The 20,205-nt window shown below is 68.8% G+C and carries 19 protein-coding genes; 12 read left to right on the top strand and 7 right to left on the bottom strand.

Translation table 11 applies throughout. From position 1 onward, the window contains the following. Window positions 1–17: 17 nt before the first annotated feature. Both E2E27_RS08470 and E2E27_RS08465 read left to right on the top strand, forming a co-directional pair. On the top strand, window positions 18–1,520 hold the full coding sequence (locus tag E2E27_RS08470) for a S10 family peptidase (protein ID WP_141458531.1): 1,503 nt from the start codon (window positions 18–20) through the stop codon (window positions 1,518–1,520). Then, window positions 1,520–2,116: a hypothetical protein gene (locus E2E27_RS08465; protein ID WP_141458530.1), complete on the top strand. Its 597-nt coding sequence runs from the start codon at window positions 1,520–1,522 to the stop codon at window positions 2,114–2,116. Before E2E27_RS08470 ends, E2E27_RS08465 begins: the two co-directional genes overlap by 1 nt. Here E2E27_RS08465 and E2E27_RS08460 read toward each other — a convergent pair. Further along, window positions 2,102–4,102, bottom strand: coding sequence for a protein-disulfide reductase DsbD family protein (locus E2E27_RS08460; protein ID WP_141461726.1), 2,001 nt, complete (start codon window positions 4,100–4,102; stop codon window positions 2,102–2,104). The two genes, E2E27_RS08465 and E2E27_RS08460, sit on opposite strands and share 15 nt — an antisense overlap. Before the next feature lie 185 nt (window positions 4,103–4,287). Here E2E27_RS08460 and E2E27_RS08455 point away from each other — a divergent pair, with 185 nt between their 5' ends. Beyond that, complete coding sequence (locus E2E27_RS08455; RefSeq protein WP_234036260.1) at window positions 4,288–5,454, top strand: FAD-dependent monooxygenase; 1,167 nt, start codon at window positions 4,288–4,290, stop codon at window positions 5,452–5,454. A 219-nt stretch (window positions 5,455–5,673) separates the two neighbouring features. Here E2E27_RS08455 and E2E27_RS08450 read toward each other — a convergent pair whose 3' ends face one another. The 3 genes from E2E27_RS08450 to hemC are packed head-to-tail and all read right to left on the bottom strand — an operon-like array spanning window position 5,674 to window position 8,236. After that, complete coding sequence (locus tag E2E27_RS08450; RefSeq protein ID WP_234036248.1) at window positions 5,674–6,594, bottom strand: hypothetical protein; 921 nt, start codon at window positions 6,592–6,594, stop codon at window positions 5,674–5,676. A 50-nt stretch (window positions 6,595–6,644) separates the two neighbouring features. After that, complete coding sequence (locus E2E27_RS08445) at window positions 6,645–7,361, bottom strand: uroporphyrinogen-III synthase (RefSeq protein ID WP_141458528.1); 717 nt, start codon at window positions 7,359–7,361, stop codon at window positions 6,645–6,647. Then, window positions 7,361–8,236, bottom strand: a complete 876-nt coding sequence (hemC, locus tag E2E27_RS08440) for a hydroxymethylbilane synthase (protein WP_234036259.1) — start codon at window positions 8,234–8,236, stop codon at window positions 7,361–7,363. Before hemC ends, E2E27_RS08445 begins: the two co-directional genes overlap by 1 nt. A 107-nt stretch (window positions 8,237–8,343) precedes the next feature. Between hemC and tsaD the strand changes: the two genes are divergently transcribed. The 9 genes from tsaD (at window position 8,344) to E2E27_RS08395 (ending at window position 18,241) form a co-directional block, all read left to right on the top strand. Then, window positions 8,344–9,417, top strand: coding sequence for a tRNA (adenosine(37)-N6)-threonylcarbamoyltransferase complex transferase subunit TsaD (gene tsaD, locus E2E27_RS08435; protein ID WP_141458526.1), 1,074 nt, complete (start codon window positions 8,344–8,346; stop codon window positions 9,415–9,417). 10 nt (window positions 9,418–9,427) lie between these two features. Continuing rightward, on the top strand, window positions 9,428–10,444 hold the full coding sequence (locus E2E27_RS08430) for an NAD(P)H-dependent glycerol-3-phosphate dehydrogenase (protein WP_141458525.1): 1,017 nt from the start codon (window positions 9,428–9,430) through the stop codon (window positions 10,442–10,444). Next, a complete protein-coding gene (locus E2E27_RS08425) occupies window positions 10,441–11,967 on the top strand; it encodes a lipopolysaccharide biosynthesis protein (RefSeq protein ID WP_141458524.1) in 1,527 nt (508 codons plus the stop codon). Before E2E27_RS08430 ends, E2E27_RS08425 begins: the two co-directional genes overlap by 4 nt. A 75-nt stretch (window positions 11,968–12,042) precedes the next feature. Continuing rightward, the gene (locus E2E27_RS08420; protein WP_141458523.1) at window positions 12,043–13,734 is read left to right on the top strand and encodes a vWA domain-containing protein; all 1,692 of its coding nucleotides are present in this window, start codon (window positions 12,043–12,045) and stop codon (window positions 13,732–13,734) included. A 242-nt stretch (window positions 13,735–13,976) separates the two neighbouring features. Further along, entirely contained in the window at window positions 13,977–14,573 is a 597-nt protein-coding gene (locus tag E2E27_RS08415) for a helix-hairpin-helix domain-containing protein (RefSeq protein WP_141458522.1), read from the top strand. 74 nt (window positions 14,574–14,647) lie between these two features. After that, a complete protein-coding gene (locus E2E27_RS08410; protein WP_141458521.1) occupies window positions 14,648–15,004 on the top strand; it encodes a response regulator in 357 nt (118 codons plus the stop codon). 58 nt (window positions 15,005–15,062) lie between these two features. Beyond that, window positions 15,063–15,704: a maleylacetoacetate isomerase gene (maiA, locus tag E2E27_RS08405; RefSeq protein WP_141461722.1), complete on the top strand. Its 642-nt coding sequence runs from the start codon at window positions 15,063–15,065 to the stop codon at window positions 15,702–15,704. A 25-nt stretch (window positions 15,705–15,729) separates the two neighbouring features. After that, the gene (locus E2E27_RS08400; protein ID WP_141458520.1) at window positions 15,730–16,740 is read left to right on the top strand and encodes a fumarylacetoacetate hydrolase family protein; all 1,011 of its coding nucleotides are present in this window, start codon (window positions 15,730–15,732) and stop codon (window positions 16,738–16,740) included. 49 nt (window positions 16,741–16,789) lie between these two features. Continuing rightward, a complete protein-coding gene (locus E2E27_RS08395; RefSeq protein ID WP_141458519.1) occupies window positions 16,790–18,241 on the top strand; it encodes an NAD-dependent succinate-semialdehyde dehydrogenase in 1,452 nt (483 codons plus the stop codon). A 307-nt stretch (window positions 18,242–18,548) separates the two neighbouring features. Here the strand turns inward: E2E27_RS08395 and E2E27_RS08390 are convergent, their stop codons facing one another. The 3 genes from E2E27_RS08390 to E2E27_RS19280 all read right to left on the bottom strand — a co-directional run bounded on the left by E2E27_RS08390 (window position 18,549) and on the right by E2E27_RS19280 (window position 20,202). Beyond that, entirely contained in the window at window positions 18,549–19,715 is a 1,167-nt protein-coding gene (locus E2E27_RS08390) for an alpha-hydroxy-acid oxidizing protein (RefSeq protein WP_141458518.1), read from the bottom strand. Between the two features lie 68 nt (window positions 19,716–19,783). After that, window positions 19,784–20,068 carry a DCC1-like thiol-disulfide oxidoreductase family protein gene (locus E2E27_RS08385; protein WP_234036258.1) on the bottom strand — a complete coding sequence of 95 codons (285 nt, stop codon included), beginning with the start codon at window positions 20,066–20,068 and terminating at the stop codon, window positions 19,784–19,786. A 56-nt stretch (window positions 20,069–20,124) separates the two neighbouring features. Further along, a complete protein-coding gene (locus E2E27_RS19280) occupies window positions 20,125–20,202 on the bottom strand; it encodes a hypothetical protein (protein ID WP_502705540.1) in 78 nt (25 codons plus the stop codon). Window positions 20,203–20,205: the final 3 nt, after the last annotated feature.

The raw sequence follows: 20,205 nt of genomic DNA, 5'->3' as shown, positions 1-20,205 counted from the left end.
GCCACTCCCTTCTCCCCATGACCCCCCGATTCCTCGCCGCGCTGGCCGCTGCCAGCACCCTCGCTCTTACCGCTCCCATCACCGCGCAGGACTCGGCCAAGGCGGAAGCCACCAAACCCGCTGCCGAAGCACAGTCCCGCACCCGCGACCTGTTCGGCATCTTCGGCGGGCAGCGCATCGCCTACCGCGCGACCATCGCCGACACCGTGCTCAGCAATGACGACGGCAAGCCCGAGGCGGTGATCGTCACCACCTCCTATGTGAAGACCCCCGCCGACCCGACGCGCCCGGTATTTTTCATCTACAACGGCGGCCCAGGTTCGGGCTCGGTGTGGCTCCAGATGGGCGCCTTCGGGCCCAAGCGCGTGGCAATCCCCTCGGACGCGCGCGACGATGGCGCGCCGCCCTATCCGCTGCGCGACAACCCCGACAGCCTGCTCGACGTTGCCGACCTCGTCTTTATCGACCCGCCCGGCACCGGGTTCAGCCACCTGACCCAGGGCACCGATCCCAAGAAATATTACGGCCTCAGGCAGGACGCGCGCGCCGTTTCCAAGGTGATCCGGCGCTGGATCAACGACAATGGCCGCTGGAACAGCCCCAAGTTCATCGGCGGCGAGAGCTACGGCACCACCCGCACCGCGATGCTTGCCGACGAGCTGGAGGGCAGCACCTACAACGATGTCGGCCTCAACGGTCTGATCCTGATATCGACCATCCTCGATTTCGGGATCGAGGACACGACGCCGGGCAACGAGTTGGCCTATGTCGTCACCCTGCCCAACATGGCAACCGCGGCATGGTATCACGGGAAGGTTCAGGGCGAGTCGGCCGCCGCCGTTGCCGAGGAAGCGCGGCGCTTTGCCATCGGGCCTTTCGCCACCGCGCTGCTCAAGGGGCAGGACCTGCCCGAGACCGAGCGCGCGAGCGTGCGCCGCGAACTTTCGCGCCTCACCGGCCTTTCGGAAACCTATCTCGATCAGGCCAACCTGCGCGTCACCGACCAGCGCTTCTATAAGGAGCTGCTGCGCGACCGCGGGCAGACCGTGGGGCGGCTCGATTCGCGCTACACCGGCATGGATTACGACAATGCCGGGGAGACGCCGGACGATGATCCGAGCTTCTACGGCATCGACGCGGGCTACACGGCCGCAATCAACAGCTGGGCGCGCGAGACGCTGGGCTATCGCACCGACCGCGAATATCAGTCGATCGGGCGCGAACCGGGGCGCAACTGGGACTGGAGCCTCGACGGATCGGGCCGCGGGGCCTATCTCAACGTCGCGCCGCTGATCGGGCAGGCCTTGCGGCAGAATTCCGGTCTGCGGCTGTTCAACGCGCAAGGCTGGTACGATTTCGCCACGCCCTTCTTCGGCGCGGAATATTCGCTGAAGCGGCACGGCATCCCGCAGGACCGGATCACGTGGAAATATTACGACGCAGGCCACATGATGTATATCCGCGACGAGGACCGCGCGAAGCTCAGCGCCGATATCCGCGCCTTCATCCGCGCCCGCTGATGCACAAGGGATTGCTGATCGCCGGCCTGTGCGCCGGGCTGCTGGGCGGGTGCAAGCCGCCGCCGACCGATGCGGCCATGGCGCGCGTGTCGCTGGTGACATCCGCGAGCGGGCCGTCTGCGCCGCTGGCCTCGCCCGATACCACCGGCGCAATCTGGTCGACCACCGACAAGGCCCTGCGGCTGGTCTATGGCGTGCCCGGGCAGCCGGTAATGATCTCGCTCGAATGCCATGCGCCGGGCACGGCCGATGCGGCGCTCACGATCACCCGCCATGCCCCCGCCGATAGCGGCGCGGCGGCGTTGCTGGCGCTGATCGGCAATGGCCGGATCGGGCGTTTCCCGGTCGATGCGACCGAAGTCGGCGGGCGGGTACTGTGGCAGGGCGAAGTGTCCGCCGCGCGGCCCGAATGGGATGCCCTCAAGCCCGAGCGCGAGGCGACCGTAACCGTGCCGGGTGCGGGGCTGGTGAGGCTCAACCCGAGCCCGTTACCAATGGCACTGGTCAGCACCTGCCGCGGTGCGCCGCCGGAAATTGCACCACCGGTGATCGTGCCCGAGATCGCGCCGCCGCCGGTTGTGTCACCGATCCCCTGAGGCCCTCGCCGCCAGCAAATCGGGCGTGAGCACCTGCGGCAGCTGCTCCGGCTTGGCCGCGTTCGGCGCATACCACAGGTAGAGCGGCACGCCCGCTGCGCCCTGTTCGGTGAGGAAGGCCGTTATCGCTTCATCGCGCGCGGTCCAGTCGCCCACCAGCACCGTCACTCCCGCCTGTTCGAAGGCCGCACGCGTGGTCTCGCGCTCGATCGCGGCGGCTTCGTTGACCTTGCAGGTCACACACCAGTCGGCGGTGAAATAGAGGAACACCGGCTGCCCTGACGCACGTGCATCGGCCAGAGCCTCGCGGCTGAAGGGCTGCGCGGCAAGGATGCTCTCCCGCGCGCGGGCCGAGGGCGCTTCGTAGACCGAGGGCAGGCCGATCAGCGCAAAGGCGAGGAAGGGCGCGGCTACGAGGCCGAAGGCGGGCCAGGCCAGCTTGCCCGCGCGCTGGAGCCTGCCGGTCACGAACAGGCCCAGCACCACGCCCGCCACCAGCACCAGCGCGATCAGGCCGAAAGGCCGTCCGCCCAGCTGCACCGTCAGCCACAGCAGTGCGAGCGCGGTCAGCGCCATCGGGATCGCCATGATCCGCCGGAACCGCTCCATCCACGCGCCGGGCCGAGGCAGCATCCGCCGGAGCGGTGGCACGAAGCCCAGCAACAGGAACGGCAGCGCCAGCCCCAGCCCGAGGCAGGCGAACAGCAACAGCGCTTGCGGCACAGGCAGCAATAGCGCCGCACCCAAGGCCGCCGCCATGAAGGGCCCGGTGCAGGGCGTCGCCACGAAAGCCGCGAGCAGCCCGGTGGCGAAGGCTCCCATCCGCTCGCCCCCCAGCCGCACCGAGACCGCGGGCAGATCGAACAGGCCGGCGAAGTTGGCGGTGATCGCGGCGGCGAGCACCAGCAGCGCGACGACCACGCCCGGCTCCTGCAACTGGAACGCCCAGCCAATCTGCTCTCCGCCCGCACGCAGCGCCAGCAGCAATGCGCCGAGGCCGAGGCAAGCCAGCACCACGCCCGCGGTATAGGCCAGCCCCTCGGCCCGGGCCTTGGCTTCGCTCTCCCCGGCGCGGGCGAGAGCGATCGCCTTGAGGCTCAGGATCGGAAACACGCAGGGCATGATATTGAGCAGCAGGCCCCCGGCGAGCGCGCCGAGGATCAGCGTCCACAAGGCGGGCGACGGCGCATCGCGCGGCCCGGCGACCGGCTCGCCCCCGCTCGGCACCGGGCCGAGCTCGGCGGCAAAGCGCACCCCGATCCCGTCCCCGAAGGCGAGGATGCCCTCCAGCGCATCGGCCTTGCCGGTGCCGAAATCGTCTAGCGGAATCTCGGCCACCAGCACGTCTCCAACCCGGCGGAAGGTCTGCGGGGCGGCGTGGGCCACGAGCCGCTGGTTGGCGACGAAGACGTGCGGATCGGGAAGCGCCATGCTCGCGGGCAGCGGGATGGCGATGCGCAGCGTCTTGCCTTCGATCGCGAACCGGCCCGCAGCATCCAGCGGCGGGGCGATGGCTGCCCGCCAGCGCGCAAAATCGCCCCCGGCGCGCGCGGCAAGGTCCGCGTGCTGCGGCACGCAGATGTCGGAACAGGCGAGGTAATCGACCGTCCCCGTGACCGGACCCGCAAAACCCGCAGCCGATGGCCCCGGCACCACCGGGACGAGGATGGTATAGGGCCCTTCGTAGATATGGTTCATCAGGCCCGACAGCACCAGCCGCTGGGGCACCGGATAGCGCGCCTCGCCCACCTCCCAATCGGGCGGCAGGTCGAGCGCGAGGCGCATCCCCTCGCCCGCATCACCGGGGTTCGACCAATAGCCGTGCCATTCGGGCGCGCTGGGGGTGAAGTGCAGTGCCAGCAGCCACTCCTCGCCCGCCACCGGCTGGCCTTGCGCATAGAGCGCCACCGCGATCCGGTCAGACCCGAAGAGCGGCGCACGCGGCGCGGGGGTGCCTTCCTGCGCGATGGCAGGCGCGGCGAGCATCACGCTTGCGGCAATCGCAAGCACCCATGCAGCGATTAGTCGCGTGATGTGCGGGAAGAATCTTGCGTGCGGCACCGGCAACCCTCTAGGCGTGGCAAGATGGGTTCGCAATCGGAGCGCGCAAGGTGACAGCAAGTTCGGACAATACTCGCGATCTGGTGATCCTCGGCGGCGGCCTCGTGGGCATGACGCTGGCGCTGGCGGCGGCGAAGAAGGGCCTCTCCAGCCACGTGATCGACCGCGCCGACCCTGCCGAACTCACCGCCGAGGGCTTCGACGACCGTGCCACCGCCATCTCGACCGCGAGCTGGCACCTGTTCGAGAATATCGGCATCGCCGAGGGGCTGGAGCAATTCGCCTGCGATATCGCCAGCATTGCGGTGACCGACCAGAACAAGCCCGGCCGCCTCGATTTCGTCCCCGGCGAAGGTGACGGCACGCTCGGGCGGATGTTCCCAAACCGCCGGTTGCGTCTCGCGCTGTTCGAAGCGGCGGCGAAGGAGCCGCTGATCAACTGGGTTGCCAAGGCGACCGTGACCGAGCGCCAGCGCAGCCCATTTGGCGTCGCGGCAGTGCTGGCCGATGGGCAGAAGCTCAAGGGCCGCTTGATGATCGCCGCCGAGGGACGCCAGTCGCCGACCCGCGATTCCGCCGGGATCACGCTCGCCAAGTGGGATTACAAGCACCGCGCGATCATCGCCGGGCTGACCCATGAAAAGCCGCACGGCAACGTGGCGTGGGAAATCTTCTACCCCGCCGGGCCGTTCGCGCTGCTGCCGCTCAACGACGATGCCGACGGCACGCACCGCTCCTCGCTGGTGTGGACCGTGTCGGAGGCCGATGCGGCGGGTGTCACCAAGCTGGGCGACCGCGCTTTCCTCGCCGAGGTCGAAAAGCGCATGGGCGGCGTCCTCGGCAAGGTGCTCAGCGTCGGCCACCGTTCGAGCTACCCGCTGGGCTTCCACCACACCGCCAAGATCACCGCCGAGCGCCTCGCGCTGATCGGCGATGCCGGGCACGGCATTCACCCGATCGCCGGGCAGGGTCTCAACCTCGGCCTGCGCGATGTCGGCGCGCTGGTCGAAGTGCTGGCCGAGGGCGCGCGACTCGGCCTCGATCCGGGCGATCCGGAGCTGCTCAAGCGTTACGAGAACTGGCGCGGGCTCGACAGCTTCATGGTCGCGCTGGCGACCGACGGGCTGACGCGGCTGTTCGGCGTGCCGGGCAAGACCGCGAGCGCGGTGCGTCGCCTCGGTATGGCAGCGGTGCAGCGCACGCCGCTGCTCAAGCAGTTCTTCATGGACGAAGCACGCGGCGTCTCGGGCGATCTGCCGGAGCTGCTGCGGGGGTAACACCCCTGCATCTGAAACCTGTGCTTTCCTACTTGCCGCGACCGCGGCATTATCGCGCCGATGACCTGCCGCGGCCTTTTCGCCCGTCTTCAAGTGCAGCGGAATGGCGGGGCAGAATGTTTTCTCTTAGACAGTGTCTCATGTGTCTCCAACACGGCGGCAAGAGCCGGTGGGCCAAAGCCGATTCGTGCGGTCCCAGATTCGCCGCGGTTGTGGAAATCAGGGCCGCACCAGCGGGCTCAGCTGGCGCACGGGGTTGCCGGCCCCGTCGCGAAGCCCGCGCTGATCGAGCACCGCGGCGGTCTCGATCACTTCCAGCGCGTCCATCGCCTTCTTGTAGCGTTCCGCGTCCTTGATCCAGGTCTCGGCCTTGGCCGCGCCGGGCATCCCCTTCACCTCGTCGATCGCCGCCTGATAGCGCCCCTGTTCCAGCGCATAGCGCGCGCTCTCCAGACGGCGTTGCGGCTGCGGCGAGGGCGTGCTTTCGCGCCGCACCACGAACAGCTGGCTGAGCTCGCGGCGGAAGGTCGCCCACGAAGGGCCCTCGCCGCTTTCGCGCAAGCTCGGCGCCAGGCCGTCGAGCCGCGCCACGAGGCCGTCGAGGCGGATCGGATTGCGCGAAAATTCGATGATCGTGCCGACCGCATTGGGCCACTGATCGCCAAAGCGCAGCCGCAACTGGTCGGAGAGATAGCCGAGCTCCGCCCCGCGTTCGACCGCGCGGCGGGTGGCGAAGGCGATCAGCAGGCTCTCGGCGCGCGCGGCGTTCCCGGCGGCGGCCTGAGCCTGAAGGTCGAGCTGGGTGAGGCGCTGTTCGGCGGCGGCAAGGCGCTGGTCGAGCCCGCCCTGCTGTTCCGCCACCCGCTCCACCGCCTGTTCGGTCGCGGCAAGCGGCGTCGGCTTGGCGGCGACCGGAAGCTGCGCGGCGGCTGCCACTCCGGCGGCGACCTCTGCGGCCGTCTCGGCGACAGGCTCGGTGGGCGCGGGCGCGGCGCGGTCTCCGGCGAGGTTGTACCACATCACCCAGCCCACCAGCGCGCCCCCGACGATGAACGCGGCGAGCGCGACCAGCAGCAGCGCTCGGCCCGACAGGGGCCCGCGCTGCGAGGCGATTGGCGATGATCCGGGCGGTGTTGCCATCGTGATCCGTTCTTTGCGACCGTGGTATGCGCGCCTGCCGGTGTCCGCTCTTACGGCTGCCCGGACGGCGTGGCGGGAATGGAGCGCGGCTTGGCGCACAAGTCAAATGCCAATTGCAGCAAGGCGGCCTCGTCCGGGCGCGCGGCGATGTGGATCGCAGCCCAGCCCTCCCCCGCCGCTGCCGCGATGCGCGGGCCGAGCGCGGCGAGCGCGATGCGGGCGCGATCAAGCCCCAGCCGGTCGCACTCGGCGGCAAAGTGCCGCGCCATGGCCGCCGAATGGAGCAGCACCAGCGCCTCGCCCGCGGCAAGCAGAGCGGCAACCGGATCGAGCGGCTGCGGCTCGCTGCGATAGGCGATCACCGTCTCGAAGGTCACGCCGGGCGGCGGGGTCAGCGGCACGTGCTCCTCGCCCGCGATGCGCAGCAGGTGGCAGGGCGCGGGGATATGATCGAGCACGCCTTGCAGGCCGCCGCTGCCGGTCATGGCTACGGACAGCCCCGCCGCGCGCACCGCCTCGGCGGTGGCCTCTCCCACGGCATGGACCGGCTTGGCGGCAAGGCGCGCGAGATCGGGGCCGGCGTGGAGAATGGCGTTGGCGCTGCCGATCAGCAGCGCGTCAATGGTGGCGGGTTCTGGGCACTGCCAGCTTACCGGGCGGATCGCCGATAGCGCGTGGCCGGTGATCGGCAGACCCAGCGCGCGGGTCTTGCCGAGGGTAGCGGAAAGACCCGGCTCCGGGCGCAGCGCGAGCAGATGGAAGGCCATCAGCCCGCGCGGAAGTGGTCGGTGATCGCCGGGGTGGCGCGCGCCAACAGATCGGCGGCGAGCGCGCGCACCGCAGCGTGGTTGCCGGAGGCGAAGGTGGCACTGCCATCGACCCGCTCGGCCCCGTCGGGGCTGAACAGCGCGGCGCGCATGATCAGGCTGTCGCCCTCGCCCTCGCACAGCACGGCGACGGGCGAGTGGCAGGTGCCGCCCAGCGCCGCGAGCAAGGCGCGCTCGGCCTCCAGCTCGGCGCGGGTCGGCGCGTGGTCGATCGCGGCGAGCAGCGCGGTGGTGGCGGCATCGTCCGCGCGGCATTCGATCGCGATCACGCCTTGCGCGGCGGCGGGGATCCACTCCGCGCTTGCGAGCGGCGCGCCGACCTCGCTCTGCCCGAGCCGTTCGAGGCCTGCGGCGGCGAGGAAGGTCACGTCGGCCTCCCCCTCGGCTAGCTTCTTGAGCCGGGTGGCGACATTGCCGCGGAACATCACGACCTTGCAATCGGGGCGCAGGTTGAGGAGCTGCGCCGCCCGCCGTGGCGCGCTGGTGCCGACGACCGCGCCCTGCGGGATCGCCGCGATGCTCGCCGCGCCGACGAGGCAATCGCGCCGGTCGGCGCGCGGCAGGAAGGCGGGGAAGTGGAACGCATCGGGCCGGATGGTCTCGACATCCTTGGCCGAGTGGACCGAGAGGTCGATCCGCCCTTCGCCCAGCCACTGGTCGAGCTCCTTGGTCCACAGCGCCTTGCCGCCGATCTCGGCCAGCGGACGGTCGAGCACCTTGTCGCCGCTCGCGAGAACGGGGACGAGTTCGACCTCGTCCTCGGCCCAGCCGTGGGCGGCGCACAGGCGGGCGCGGGTCTCCACGGCCTGCGCCATCGCGAGGGGGGAATTGCGGGTGCCGAGGCGCAGGCGCGGCGTGCTTCGTTCAGGTTCAGTCATGGCCGCGCTTGCTCTAGCCCGCACAAGGACTAGATGGAAGCCGGATGGGATCGGTCACGCACACCTTGGACACGCCGCTCGTGCTCGGCATTGAGTCGAGCTGCGATGAAACCGCGGTCGCGCTGGTGCGCGGCGACGGCACGATCGTCGCGCAGGCGATCGCCAGCCAGGAGGCCGAACACGCGCCCTATGGGGGAGTCGTCCCCGAAATCGCCGCCCGCGCCCACGCCGAACGCCTTGCCCCGATGCTGGCCAAGGTGATGGGCGAGGCGGGCGTGGCGCTGGATGATGTCGACGCCATCGCCGCCACCGCCGGGCCGGGGCTAATCGGCGGGGTGATGGTCGGCCTCGTCAGCGGCAAGGCGCTGGCGATGGCGGCGGACAAGCCGCTGCTGGCGATCAACCATCTCGAAGGCCACGCGCTCTCCCCCCGGCTGGCCGACCGCGCGCTGGCCTTCCCCTATCTGCTGCTGCTGGTCTCGGGCGGGCATTGCCAGATCCTTAGCGTCGAGGGCGTCGGGCAATACCGCCGCCTTGCCACCACCATCGACGACGCGCTGGGCGAAGCCTTCGACAAGACCGCCAAGATCTTGCGGTTAGGCTATCCCGGCGGGCCTGCGGTGGAGCGGCTGGCGCTGGAGGGGAACCCCCACGCCGTGCCCCTGCCCCGCCCGCTCAAGGGCTCGGCCGAACCGCACTTCTCCTTCGCCGGGCTCAAGAGCGCGGTGCTGCGCGCGGTCGAGAGCGGCGCGCACAGCGACGCCGACATCGCCGCGAGCTTCCAGCAGGCTGCGGTCGATTGCCTGATCGACCGGCTGGAGCGGGCGCTGGACACTGCCGGCCCCTTCCCCGCGCTGGTCGTCGCGGGCGGCGTGGCGGCGAACAGGACGGTGCGCGGCGCGCTCGAAACGCTCGCCGCCCGGCACGCGATGGGCTTCACCGCCCCGCCACTCGCGCTGTGCACCGACAATGCCGCGATGATCGCCTGGGCGGGCTGCGAGCGGCTGGCGCTCGGCGGAGAACACGCGGCGGGCGATCCGCTGGACTTCGTCGCCCGCCCGCGCTGGCCGCTCGACCCGGCGGCGGAAGCGGTGCGCGGCGCGGGCTACAAGGCGTGATGGAGGGGCTATGAGCGATCGCGAAACCATCGGCGTCATCGGTGCCGGCGCGTGGGGCACGGCGCTGGCGCAGATGCTCGCCTCGGACGGGCGCGCGGTGATCCTGTGGGCTTACGAGCCCGAGGTCGTCGCCGCGATCAATGCCGAACGGCGCAACCCTCTCTACCTGCCCTCGGCGCAGTTGGCCCCGGGCATCCGGGCGACCGGCGACCTCGCCGATCTGGCCGCGCTGGATGCCGTTCTGGTCGTGACGCCGGCGCAGGTGCTGGGCCGGGTGCTGGCAGGCCTCGCCCGGCCCCCGCGCGATCTGGTGCTGTGCTCCAAGGGGATCGAGGCGGGGACGGGGCGGCTGATGAACCACGTCGCGCGCGATGCCTCCCCCGGCAGCGCCATCGCGGTGCTCTCCGGCCCGACCTTCGCGCATGAAGTTGCCGCTGGCCTGCCGACCGCCGTGACGCTCGCCTGCGAAGGCGGCAGGAACCAGTGGGAGCGGCTCGCCCCCGCCATCGCGCGGCCCGCCTTCCGCCCCTATTACTCCGATGACGTCACCGGCGCGGAGATCGGCGGTGCGGTCAAGAACGTGCTGGCGATTGCCTGCGGGGTCGTGGAGGGGCTGGCGCTCGGCCAGAACGCCCGCGCGGCGCTGATTGCGCGCGGCTATGCCGAGATGCTGCGCTTCGGCGAGACGCTGGGCGCTGAGGGCGAGACGCTGGCCGGCCTGTGCGGGCTGGGCGATCTGGTGCTGACCTGTTCCTCCACGTCCAGCCGCAATTTCAGCTTGGGCAAGGCGCTGGGCGAAGGCGCCTCCGCCGCTGCGCTGATGGCCGACCGCCGGACTGTCGCCGAAGGCGCGCATACCGCGCCGGTGCTGGCCGACCTGGCCGAGGCGCGCGGGATCGCGATGCCGATCGTCGCGGCGGTCGACGCGATCCTCAAGGGCGCGGACGCGCGCAAGGTCGTCGCCGATCTCCTCGCCCGCCCGCTGCGCGCCGAAACCGAAAGCGACGCGAGGGATATCGAGGCGTGACCACCCCCGCCGCCGCCCCGCCCGACACCGACGATCTCGCCACCATCGCCGACGGCGGGCGGAAGAACACGCTCGGTTTCGTCATCCGGCTGGTGGCGCGCATCCCCTTCCTCGTGATCGCCACCCGGCTTTACGGGGCGGAGTCGCTGGGGCGCTTCGCCTCGGCGCTGGTGCTGATCGAGATCGTCGCGCTGATCTGCTCGCTCGGCGAAAAGCGCGGGCTGGCGCAGCGCCTGTCCGAAGGCGCGGGCGAGAACCGGGCGGCGGAGACCAACCTCGTCTATGACGGCATCCTGCTGGCACTGCTCTATTCGGCGGTGGCGGCAGCGGTGCTGCTGGTGTTCCCCGAACCGATGTTCCCCAACGGGATGAACGGCGCGTGGGACATCTGGCTGGTCGCCACCATCCCCGCCTTCGCCGTCACCGAGATCCTGCTCGCCGCGCAGGCCTATCGCTTCGATATCGCAACCACGGTGCGCGCGCGGGCGATCATCGAGCCGTGGACGATCTCGATCGGCGCTGGCGTGTTCTTCTACCTCCCCGGCACACGCGAGAGCGGGCTGGCGCTGGCCTTCATCGCGTCGATCTATGCCGGTCTGCTCACCGCCCTGTGGCCGTTCCTGCGCAGCTACGGCCTGCCGAAGAACTGGCAGCCGCGCCCGGGCGCGATGCTGGCGATGTCGGCGCGCGCCTTCCCGCTGGTGGGCGCCGACGCGATCGAGCGCGGCACCCGGCTGCTCGACATTTTCATCCTCGGCCTGTTCGCGCCGCCCTCGGCGGTGGGGATCTATTACGCCGCGCAGCAGATCGCCTCGCTGCCGCAGAAGCTCAAGACCAGCTTCGAGCCGATCCTCTCGCCGGTGATCACGAAGAACCTGCGGATCGGCAACATGGAGGCGATCGCCGCGCAGGTGCGGCAGGTGGGGTTCTGGATCATCGCGGTGCAGCTTGGCATTGCGCTGGTGCTGGGCGTGCCGGGCGAGGCAGTGATGGGGCTGTGGGGGCCGGACTATGTCGCGGGCACCGCCGCGCTCGCTTTCCTGCTCGCCGCCGAGGTGGTCGCCTCGATGGCGGTCGTGTCGGAAAGCGTGCTGGTCTACATCGCCCGCAAGCGCAATCTGGCGATCTCGGTCGGGATCATCGCCTTGCAGGCCGGGCTGACGGTGGCGCTGATCGAGGCGGCGGGGCGCTTCGGCCTCGGCAAGGGTTACGAGGCAGCCGCCGCCGCCGGGGCATTGATGATCGCGCTGGCGACCTCCTCGCTGGTGAAGGCGCTGCTGCTCAAGCACCTGCTCGGCGCGCCGGTTTCCAACTGGCGCTGGCCGCTCGCCCATGCCGCCGCTGCGGCGGTGGTGGTGGGCTATGCCTTCACCTGGCTTCCCGAGTGGATCGAGCTGCTGATCGGCGTCCCCGCTGTGCTGGGCACCTACGCGTTCATCATCTGGCGGCGCGGCTTCGACGATGCGGACAAGGTATTGTTCCGCAAGCAGGTCGTGCCCGATCCGGAGCCCGAACTGTCGTAAGCCAAGGGCGTTCAGTCGCTATTCACGCCGCCCACCCGATTTTTCGAACCACTCGATCTGTGGGGAGACAAGGTGATGCGAGGGACACGGGTTTTGGCAGCGGCGACGCTGTGTGCGGTGCTGGTGGGCTGCGCGAAGAACGCGCCCGAGGAACTGGCGAAGGTTTCATCCCCGCCCGTCGTCATGGCCCCGCCACCGCCACCCCCTCCGCCACCTCCGCCCCCGCTCCCGGCTAGCGTTTCCCCGCAAGCGGTGGTGGTGACGGGAGCGCGCGTCGCATCGGGCGGGGAACTGCGGCGCGTGCCCTCACGCGATATCGCGGCCGAGTCCAGCTTCTACGCCCCGCCGGTGATGGTCGCCACCGATCCGGGGCGCGAGAAATATGACGGCAAAGAGGTCTCCCCCGTCAAGCTGACGCAGGCCGAACCGGTCTCCACTTTCTCCGTGGATGTCGACACGGGGGCCTATGCCAATACCCGGCGGTTCCTCACGCAAGGCATGCTCCCCCCGCAGGACGCGGTGCGGACCGAGGAGATGATCAACTATTTCCGCTACGATTACGCCAAGCCGAAGGATCGCAGCCAGCCCTTCACGGTGACGACCGATGTGGCGAAGAGCCCCTGGAATCCGGGCAGCTATCTGATGCGGATCGGGCTGCGCGGCTATGATATCGACAGCGCGGAGCGCCCGCCTGCCAATCTCGTCTTCCTGATGGACGTCTCGGGCTCGATGAACGACCCCGACAAGCTGCCGCTGGTCAAGACCGCGCTGGCGGGCCTTGCGGGAGAACTGGGGCCGCAGGACACGGTGTCGATCGTGGTCTATGCGGGCGCGGCCGGGCTGGTGCTCGAGCCGACCAACGACACCGCGAAAATCCGCCGTGCGCTCGACAGCCTGTCCGCTGGCGGATCGACCGCTGGCGGCGCGGGGATCGAACTCGCCTACCGCATCGCCGAGGACAACTTCATCAAGGGCGGCGTCAACCGCGTGATCCTTGCCACCGACGGCGATTTCAATGTCGGCGTGTCGGACACCAAGGCATTGATCGAGCTGATCGAAAAGAAGCGCGACACCGGCATTACGCTGACCACGCTGGGCTTCGGCCAGGGCAATTACAACGAAGCGATGATGGAGCAGGTCGCCAACAAGGGCAACGGGAACTACGCCTATATCGACTCTGCGCTCGAAGCGAAGAAGGTGCTGGGCGAGGAGATGAGCTCGACCCTGTTCACCATCGCCAAGGACGTGAAGATTCAAGTCGAATTCAACCCCGCAGTGGTCGCGCAATACCGGCTCGTCGGCTACGAGAACCGGGCGCTGCGCGAAGAGGATTTCGACAATGACCGCGTCGATGCGGGCGATATCGGAGCCGGTCACCAAGTGACCGCGATCTATGAAATCGTGCCGGTCGGCGGCAAGGGCTGGATCGCCCCGCGCAAGTACGAGGACAGGCCTGATGCCGCCGCCACCGCGCGGATGGCCGAGGCCGCCACGGTCAAGCTGCGCTACAAGCTGCCCGATGGCGACACCTCGAAGCTGATCGAGCAGGTGGTCCCCTCCGCCGCGATTGCCGAGGCGGGCGCGCCGACCGGCGATTTCGCCTTCGCTGCAGCGGTCGCCGCCTTCGGGCAGGTGCTGCGCGGGGACGAGTTGATGATGGGCTTCGACTTCGCCGATGTCGCCGCGCTCGCCTCCAAGCAGGACAACTTCTGGCGGCAGGAATTCCTGCGGCTGAACGCGCTGGCCGCGAGCATGAAGGGCGGCTGATCCGAGCGCCCCTTTACCAAGGTTCGCTGACGCGAACCCATGCACCTCCCGCCCCGCCTCCCCACCCGGCCACCATACCGTAATGGTATCATTGGTGGCCGGGTGGGGAGGCGGGGCGGGAGGTCCGCGTCGTGCGCTAGCGCGACCTGCTAACATGCCTTCGCGGGGGCTTGGGAGAGTGGGGGCGGGGCTGCTAGAGCCCCCTTCCCAACCTTTCCGATTCGCAGCGGAGCCCCTGCCCCATGTCGCCTGATCTGATGACCTATCTGCCGCTGATCCTGCTCGGCCTTGTCGCCCTGGTGGTGATCGTCTGGGCGCTGTCGCGGATGAACCGCAAGGCGAAGGTGCTGCGCGACGACGGCGCTGACCCGCTGGCGCGCGATGTGCTGGCGGACGGTGCAGCCCCCGCTCCGCGCAACCAGGCGCTGATCGACGCGCCGCGCTCGGTCGCGATCAATCAGGGCGAGGTTTCGGCAGCGGCCAACAGCGATGCACTGGCCGCCGCGCCGGCGGCAGCCGATGCCGAGGCGGGGCCGGTCATCACGCCGACCGTCACCACCCCCGCCGCCGCAGATCCTGCCGTGGCAGCCTCGGCCACCCCCGACGATCTCACTCGGATCAAGGGCCTCGGCCCCAAGCTTGCCGCACTGCTGGGAGAGCTGGGCATCACCACTTTCGCCCAGATCGCCGCGTGGGACGATGCCGCCGTCGCCCGGATCGACGCACAGCTCGGCCGGTTTTCGGGGCGGATCACCCGCGATCAGTGGGTCGAGCAAGCCAGACTGCTCGCTGCGGGCGACGAGCCGGGCTTCGCCGCACAATTCGGCAATAATGGATGATATTGGCGTAAGCCTGACGTCCAAACCGTGATACACTCCTGCGCTGTGGGATTCGTTGATGCGGGAGTGGGCCGATGACATTGCGAATTCTGGTTGCCGAAGACGAATATGTTGCCGCCTTCGACCTGTGCGACACCTTCGAAGAAGCGGGCTACGAGGTCGAAGGGCCTCATGCCGGCATTTCCTCTACCATGCTCGCCTGCCAGAAGGGGCGGCCCGATTGCGTGCTGCTCGATATCGAGCTCGCCGATGGGCTGACCTATGAGCTCGCGCAGAAGCTGATCGACGACAACGTCCCCGTGATCCTGCATTCCGAGCGCGGCGAAATGAGCGCGCTGGCCGCCCGCTTCCCGCGCGCGACCACGCTGGCCAAGCCCTGCCCGCCGGCCGATCTGCTGAACGCGGTAAGCCGGGTGCTGACTCCGGTCTGATCGCCCGCATCCCCTTGCCCCGCCGCCGCACACCTGCGATGGCGGGGCCATGAGCACGATGAAACTCTACGGCTACTTCCGCTCCTCGACATCCTACCGCCTGCGCATCGCCCTGAACCTAAAGGGCCTCGCCTTCGAGAACATCCCCGTCAACCTCGTCACGGCCGAGAACAAGGACGCAGGCTTCACCGCGCGCAATCCCTTCGGCTCGCTCCCCATGCTGGAAGCCGATGGCCGCGACCGGGCGCAGTCGATGGCGCTGCTCGAATGGCTGGACGAGGCTTATCCAACGCCCGCCTTTCTGCCGCAGGACATCGAGGCGCGCTACACCGTGCGCGAACTGACCTATGCCATCGCGACCGAGATCCATGCGGTGAACAATCTGCCGGTGCTGAAATATCTGAAAGACCCGCTCGGCCACACGCAGGACGAGATCGACGTCTGGTATCGCACCTGGCTAAAGCGCACGCTCGATCCGGTCGAGGCGCGGCTGGCGCAATTGCAGACGGGCGACTTCCTGCCTGGCGATGCGCCGGGGCTGTTCGAGATCGTCCTGATCCCGCAGCTCGCCAATGCCCGCCGCTTTGCCTACGACCTGTCGGCGAGCCCGCACCTCACCCGTATCGAGGCCGCCTGCCTCGCGCTCCCTGCCTTTGCCGCAGCGCACCCCGACAGGCAGATCGACGCACCACAATCATAAGAACACGTCTCGGGAGGACACATCAATGAAACTCGCAACCCTCGACAATGGCACGCGCGACGGCAAGCTGGTGGTGGTTTCCAAAGACCTCACCCGCTGCTGCGCTGCCGGCTATATCGCTCCGACGCTGCAATCCGCGCTCGACGACTGGGCCCGGATCGCGCCCGAACTCGAAGTCCTCGCCCGCGATGTCGAACACGAGACCGTGCCGTGCGAACGCTTTCACGAACGGCAGGCGCATTCTCCCCTGCCGCGCGCCTATCAATGGGCTGACGGCAGCGCCTATATCAACCATGTCGAGCTGGTGCGGCAGGCGCGCGGGGCCAAGGTGCCCGAGAGCTTCTATTCCGATCCGCTGATGTATCAGGGCGGCAGCGACGGCTTCCTGCGCCCGCGGCAGGACATCCCGCTCGGCGACCCCGCATGGGGCTGCGACATGGAGGGCGAAATCGCCTGCATCACCGATGATGTGCCGATGGGCGTGTCGGCGGAAGATGCGGCCAAGCACATCAAGCTGCTGATGCTGGTCAACGATGTCTCCCTGCGCGGACTGATCCCGGCGGAGCTCGAAAAGGGCTTCGGCTTCTTCCAGTCCAAGCCCGCCAGCGCCTTCTCCCCCGTCGCGGTCACGCCGGACGAGCTGGGCGAGGCGTGGAAAGATGCGCTTATCCACCTGCCGCTAATGGTCGACTACAATGGCGCGCCCTTCGGCCGGGCCAATGCGGGGCAGGACGCGACCTTCAACCTGGCCCAGCTGGTCGCACATGCGGCCAAGACCCGCAATCTGGGTGCGGGCACGGTGATCGGCACCGGCACGGTATCGAACAAGGGTGCGGACGGCGGCGCGGGCAAGCCCGTGGCCGAGGGCGGCGCGGGCTATTCCTGCATCGCCGAAATCCGCATGATCGAAACCATCCGCGATGGCGCACCCTCGACCCCGTTCATGCAGGCGGGCGACACGGTGCGGATCGAGATGCGCGACGATCACAACCACTCGATCTTCGGCGCGATCGAACAGCACGTCGTCGCCGTCTGAGCCCTTCCCTTTCCCCTACCCCTCCATTCCGCAACCGAGAGATATTGTCATGACTGCCTACCCCACCCTCAAGATGCTCATCAACGGCGAGTGGATCGCCGCAGGCGAGGCCGGGACGATGGTGGTGGTGAACCCGGCGACCGAGGCGGAGCTGGGCCAGTGCCCCAAGGCCTCGCCCGCGCAGCTCGACGCGGCCTTGAAGGCAGCGGGCGATGCCTTCGAGGGCTGGAGCCGGACCGCAGGGGCCGAGCGTCACAGGATCCTGCGCCGCGCCGCCGATCTGATGCGCGAGCGGGCCGACATGATCGCGCGCGTGGTCACCGCCGAAATGGGCAAGCCGCGCGCGCAGGCCGTGGGGGAGATCACCTCGGCCGCCGACACGCTCGATTTCCTCGGCGAGGAAGCCAAGCGGCGCGGCGGGCGGCTGATCCCGACGCGCGGCAACCAGTTGATTGCGCAGATGGTGACGCATGAACCGATCGGCCCGGCGGTGCTGCTCACCCCTTGGAACTTCCCGGTCAACCTGCCCGCCAAGAAGATCGGCGGCGCGCTGGCGGCCGGCTGCACCGCGATTTTCAAACCGGCCGAGAACACCCCTGCCTCGGCGCAACTGCTGGTCGAATGCTTTGTCGATGCCGGACTGCCGGCGGGCGTGCTCAACCTCATCTATGGCGATCCCGGCCCGGTGTCGGAGCACCTGATCGTCTCTCCCGTGACGCGCAAGGTCAGCTTCACCGGATCGACCGCGATCGGCAAACAGCTGGGCGCGCTGGCGGCCTCGCACATGAAGCGCTTCACCCCGGAGCTGGGCGGCCATGCCCCGGTGATCGTCAGCAAGCACGCCGATATCGACCGCGCGGTGGCGATGTGCGCCGCCACCAAGTTCCGCAACGCCGGGCAGGTCTGCGTGTCGCCCACGCGCTTCTTGGTCGCGCGCGAGGTCTATGACCGCTTCGTCGCCGAATTTGCCGAACGCACCGCGAAGCTCAAGGTGGGCGATGCAGGCGCGGACGAGAGCGTCGACATGGGCCCGCTTGCCCACGCACGCCGGGTGGCGGCGATGGAGGCGGTGGTGGCCGATGCCGGAGGCAATCGCGGCGAGGTCGTCACCGGCGGGTCGGCGATTGCGGGCAAGGGCTTTTTCTTCCAGCCCACGGTCATCGCCAACCCCGCCCCCGACAGCCGCTTCATGACCGAAGAGCCCTTCGGCCCTATCGCCGGGATCGTGCCGTTCGACACCATCGAGGATGCGGTCGGGATCGCCAATTCGCTGCGTTATGGCCTTGCCGCCTATGCCTTTTCCGGCGATCTCGACGAGGCGCATTACCTCGGGCGCAGCCTGCGTGCGGGGATGGTGGGGATCAACCAACTGATCGTGTCCTCGCCCGAAACCCCCTTCGGCGGGGTCGGCGACAGCGGGTTCGGTTCGGAAGGGGGCGAGGAAGGCTACCTCGCCTTCACCGACACCAAGCTGGTGATGCTGGCGAAAGCGGGCGGCTAGGCCGCCGCGCGCGCGCTCAGGCGATCAGGCTGGCGAGACGTTCGATAAAGGACTGGCGCGATTGCATCGGCTGGATGCGTCCATAACGCGCGCGGCGCGAATGTTCGTTCGAAAGGCAAACAGTGCGGCGCATGGGATCCGGTCCGCTGGACCAGATAGTCGGCTTTTCCATCGTTGCGTCCCCGAATCGGCGGCTTTTTATGTCGCGTGAGCTAACACCAAACCTGTGGATAAAACGAGTCCTAAAGCCTTTCTGCGCGGAAATCCTTAAGATGGGGTCAACGGCCGAACGGGGATATCGATATGCCTAACGGTCGGTGCGGCGCACTCCGGCGGCGCGGACATCGGCGAGCGTCGGGTAACCGTTGACCGCCATCAACAAATCCGCCTCGGCAAGGATCGAGCGCAGCACCCAAGCCGCGCCCTCGGCCCCGCCCAGCGCGAGGCCATAGGTATAGGGCCGCCCCACGCCGACCGCGCGCGCGCCCATCGCCAGCGCCTTGACCGCATCGGTGCCCGAGCGGATTCCGCTGTCGAACAGCACCGGGGTATCACCCGCCGCCGCGACCACATCGGCGAGCAGGTCGATGGTCGCGATCCCGCCATTGGCCTGCCGCCCGCCGTGATTGGAGCAATAGACCGCATCCGCCCCGGTATCGACCGCGCGGTGCGCATCATCGGGGTGGCAGATGCCCTTGAGCACAATCGGCAGCTTCGTCACCGATTTGAACCACGCCATGTCGTCCCACGTCAGCACCTGCCCGAAGGTCGCCGCCCAGGTGAAGATCGCCGCCGCCGGATCTTCCTCGGGCGGCTTGGCGAGCAGCGAGCGGAAGACGGGGTCGGTGAAGTAGTTTTGCAGCACCTTGCCGCGCAACTGCGGGAAGTTCGAGGCATTGAGATCACGCGGGCGCCAGCCTGTGACCCACGTATCCAGCGTCACCACCAGCGCCTTGTAACCCGCATCCTCGGCACGGCGGATCAGGCTTTCCGCCAGTTCCCTGTTCTTCGGCGTGTAGAGCTGAAACCAGGCGGGCGAATCCCCGCAGGCTGCCTTCACATCCTCCAGCGGATCATTGGCGAGGGTCGAAGCGCAGAACGGCACCCCCGTCATCGCCGAGGCGCGGGCGGCGGCCATGTCACCGTGGCGGTCTTGCGAGGCCTCGCCATTGAGGCCGATGGGGGCCATGAACAGCGGGGTCGGGTAGGTGTGGCCGAACAGCTCGATCGACAGGTCGCGCGTCGCGCAATCAACCATCATGCGCGGCACCATCCCCCAGTGGTGGAAGGCCGCGGCGTTCTGGTCCTGCGTGTGTTCGTCCCCGCAGCCACCCGCGACATAATTGGTGAGGCTCGGCCCTAGCGCCTGATGCGCGCGCTGTTCGAGCGTGGCGAAATCGACTGGGAAGGTGGGCAGGATGCCGCGCAGACCGGCGTTGTAGATTTCGTTCTGCATCGCGCCGAAATAGGTCATGGCGGCGTTCTCTCCCGTTTCTGTTTGACGGGAATTCAGACGATGCAGGCGGTCAGGGCAAGCGCTTTCTAGGTGAAGAGGCGTTGCAGCCGGGGCCGAAACCTAAGGAAGCGGACATAGGCCCCTTCGAGCAACCGCAGCACGGTGCCGTTCCGTGCCGCCAGCCCGAGCGGGCGCAGCAGCGGAATGGCGCGCCACAGCGCCGCAAAGGCCGCCGCGCCGTCGTGGATGATGCCATTCTCTTCGGCATGGAAGCGGGCGAGCAGCTGCGCACGGTCGACGGGGCAGGACGGGTCACTCCCAGTTGCCACATCGATGAAGGTGATCCGCCCGCGCCGGTCGAGCCGCCGCATCAGCGCGATCTCGCGCAGGCACAGCGGACAGGCGCCGTCGTACCACACCTTGACGCTCACGGAGCGATCCACAGGCGGATAATATAGGCCACCGCGCCAAGCACCGCGACGCTTGCCGCCCAGATGCCCGCCATCCA

Source organism: Porphyrobacter sp. YT40 (genome assembly GCF_006542605.1).
GTDB lineage: Bacteria > Pseudomonadota > Alphaproteobacteria > Sphingomonadales > Sphingomonadaceae > Erythrobacter.
The sequence above is the reverse complement of the archived record's forward strand: the minus strand, read 5'-3'. Positions and strand labels throughout refer to the sequence as shown.

Coding starts and splice junctions, on each gene's coding strand:
- E2E27_RS08470 (WP_141458531.1), top strand. CDS start 18: ATGACCCCCCGATTCCTCGCCGCGCTGGCCGCTGCCAGCACCCTCGCT.
- E2E27_RS08465 (WP_141458530.1), top strand. CDS start 1,520: ATGCACAAGGGATTGCTGATCGCCGGCCTGTGCGCCGGGCTGCTGGGC.
- E2E27_RS08460 (WP_141461726.1), bottom strand. CDS start 4,102: ATGCTCGCCGCGCCTGCCATCGCGCAGGAAGGCACCCCCGCGCCGCGT.
- E2E27_RS08455 (WP_234036260.1), top strand. CDS start 4,288: ATGACGCTGGCGCTGGCGGCGGCGAAGAAGGGCCTCTCCAGCCACGTG.
- E2E27_RS08450 (WP_234036248.1), bottom strand. CDS start 6,594: ATGGCAACACCGCCCGGATCATCGCCAATCGCCTCGCAGCGCGGGCCC.
- E2E27_RS08445 (WP_141458528.1), bottom strand. CDS start 7,361: ATGGCCTTCCATCTGCTCGCGCTGCGCCCGGAGCCGGGTCTTTCCGCT.
- hemC (WP_234036259.1), bottom strand. CDS start 8,236: ATGGCGCAGGCCGTGGAGACCCGCGCCCGCCTGTGCGCCGCCCACGGC.
- tsaD (WP_141458526.1), top strand. CDS start 8,344: ATGGGATCGGTCACGCACACCTTGGACACGCCGCTCGTGCTCGGCATT.
- E2E27_RS08430 (WP_141458525.1), top strand. CDS start 9,428: ATGAGCGATCGCGAAACCATCGGCGTCATCGGTGCCGGCGCGTGGGGC.
- E2E27_RS08420 (WP_141458523.1), top strand. CDS start 12,043: ATGCGAGGGACACGGGTTTTGGCAGCGGCGACGCTGTGTGCGGTGCTG.
- E2E27_RS08415 (WP_141458522.1), top strand. CDS start 13,977: ATGTCGCCTGATCTGATGACCTATCTGCCGCTGATCCTGCTCGGCCTT.
- E2E27_RS08410 (WP_141458521.1), top strand. CDS start 14,648: ATGACATTGCGAATTCTGGTTGCCGAAGACGAATATGTTGCCGCCTTC.
- maiA (WP_141461722.1), top strand. CDS start 15,063: ATGAAACTCTACGGCTACTTCCGCTCCTCGACATCCTACCGCCTGCGC.
- E2E27_RS08400 (WP_141458520.1), top strand. CDS start 15,730: ATGAAACTCGCAACCCTCGACAATGGCACGCGCGACGGCAAGCTGGTG.
- E2E27_RS08395 (WP_141458519.1), top strand. CDS start 16,790: ATGACTGCCTACCCCACCCTCAAGATGCTCATCAACGGCGAGTGGATC.
- E2E27_RS08390 (WP_141458518.1), bottom strand. CDS start 19,715: ATGACCTATTTCGGCGCGATGCAGAACGAAATCTACAACGCCGGTCTG.
- E2E27_RS08385 (WP_234036258.1), bottom strand. CDS start 20,068: ATGCGGCGGCTCGACCGGCGCGGGCGGATCACCTTCATCGATGTGGCA.
- E2E27_RS19280 (WP_502705540.1), bottom strand. CDS start 20,202: ATGGCGGGCATCTGGGCGGCAAGCGTCGCGGTGCTTGGCGCGGTGGCC.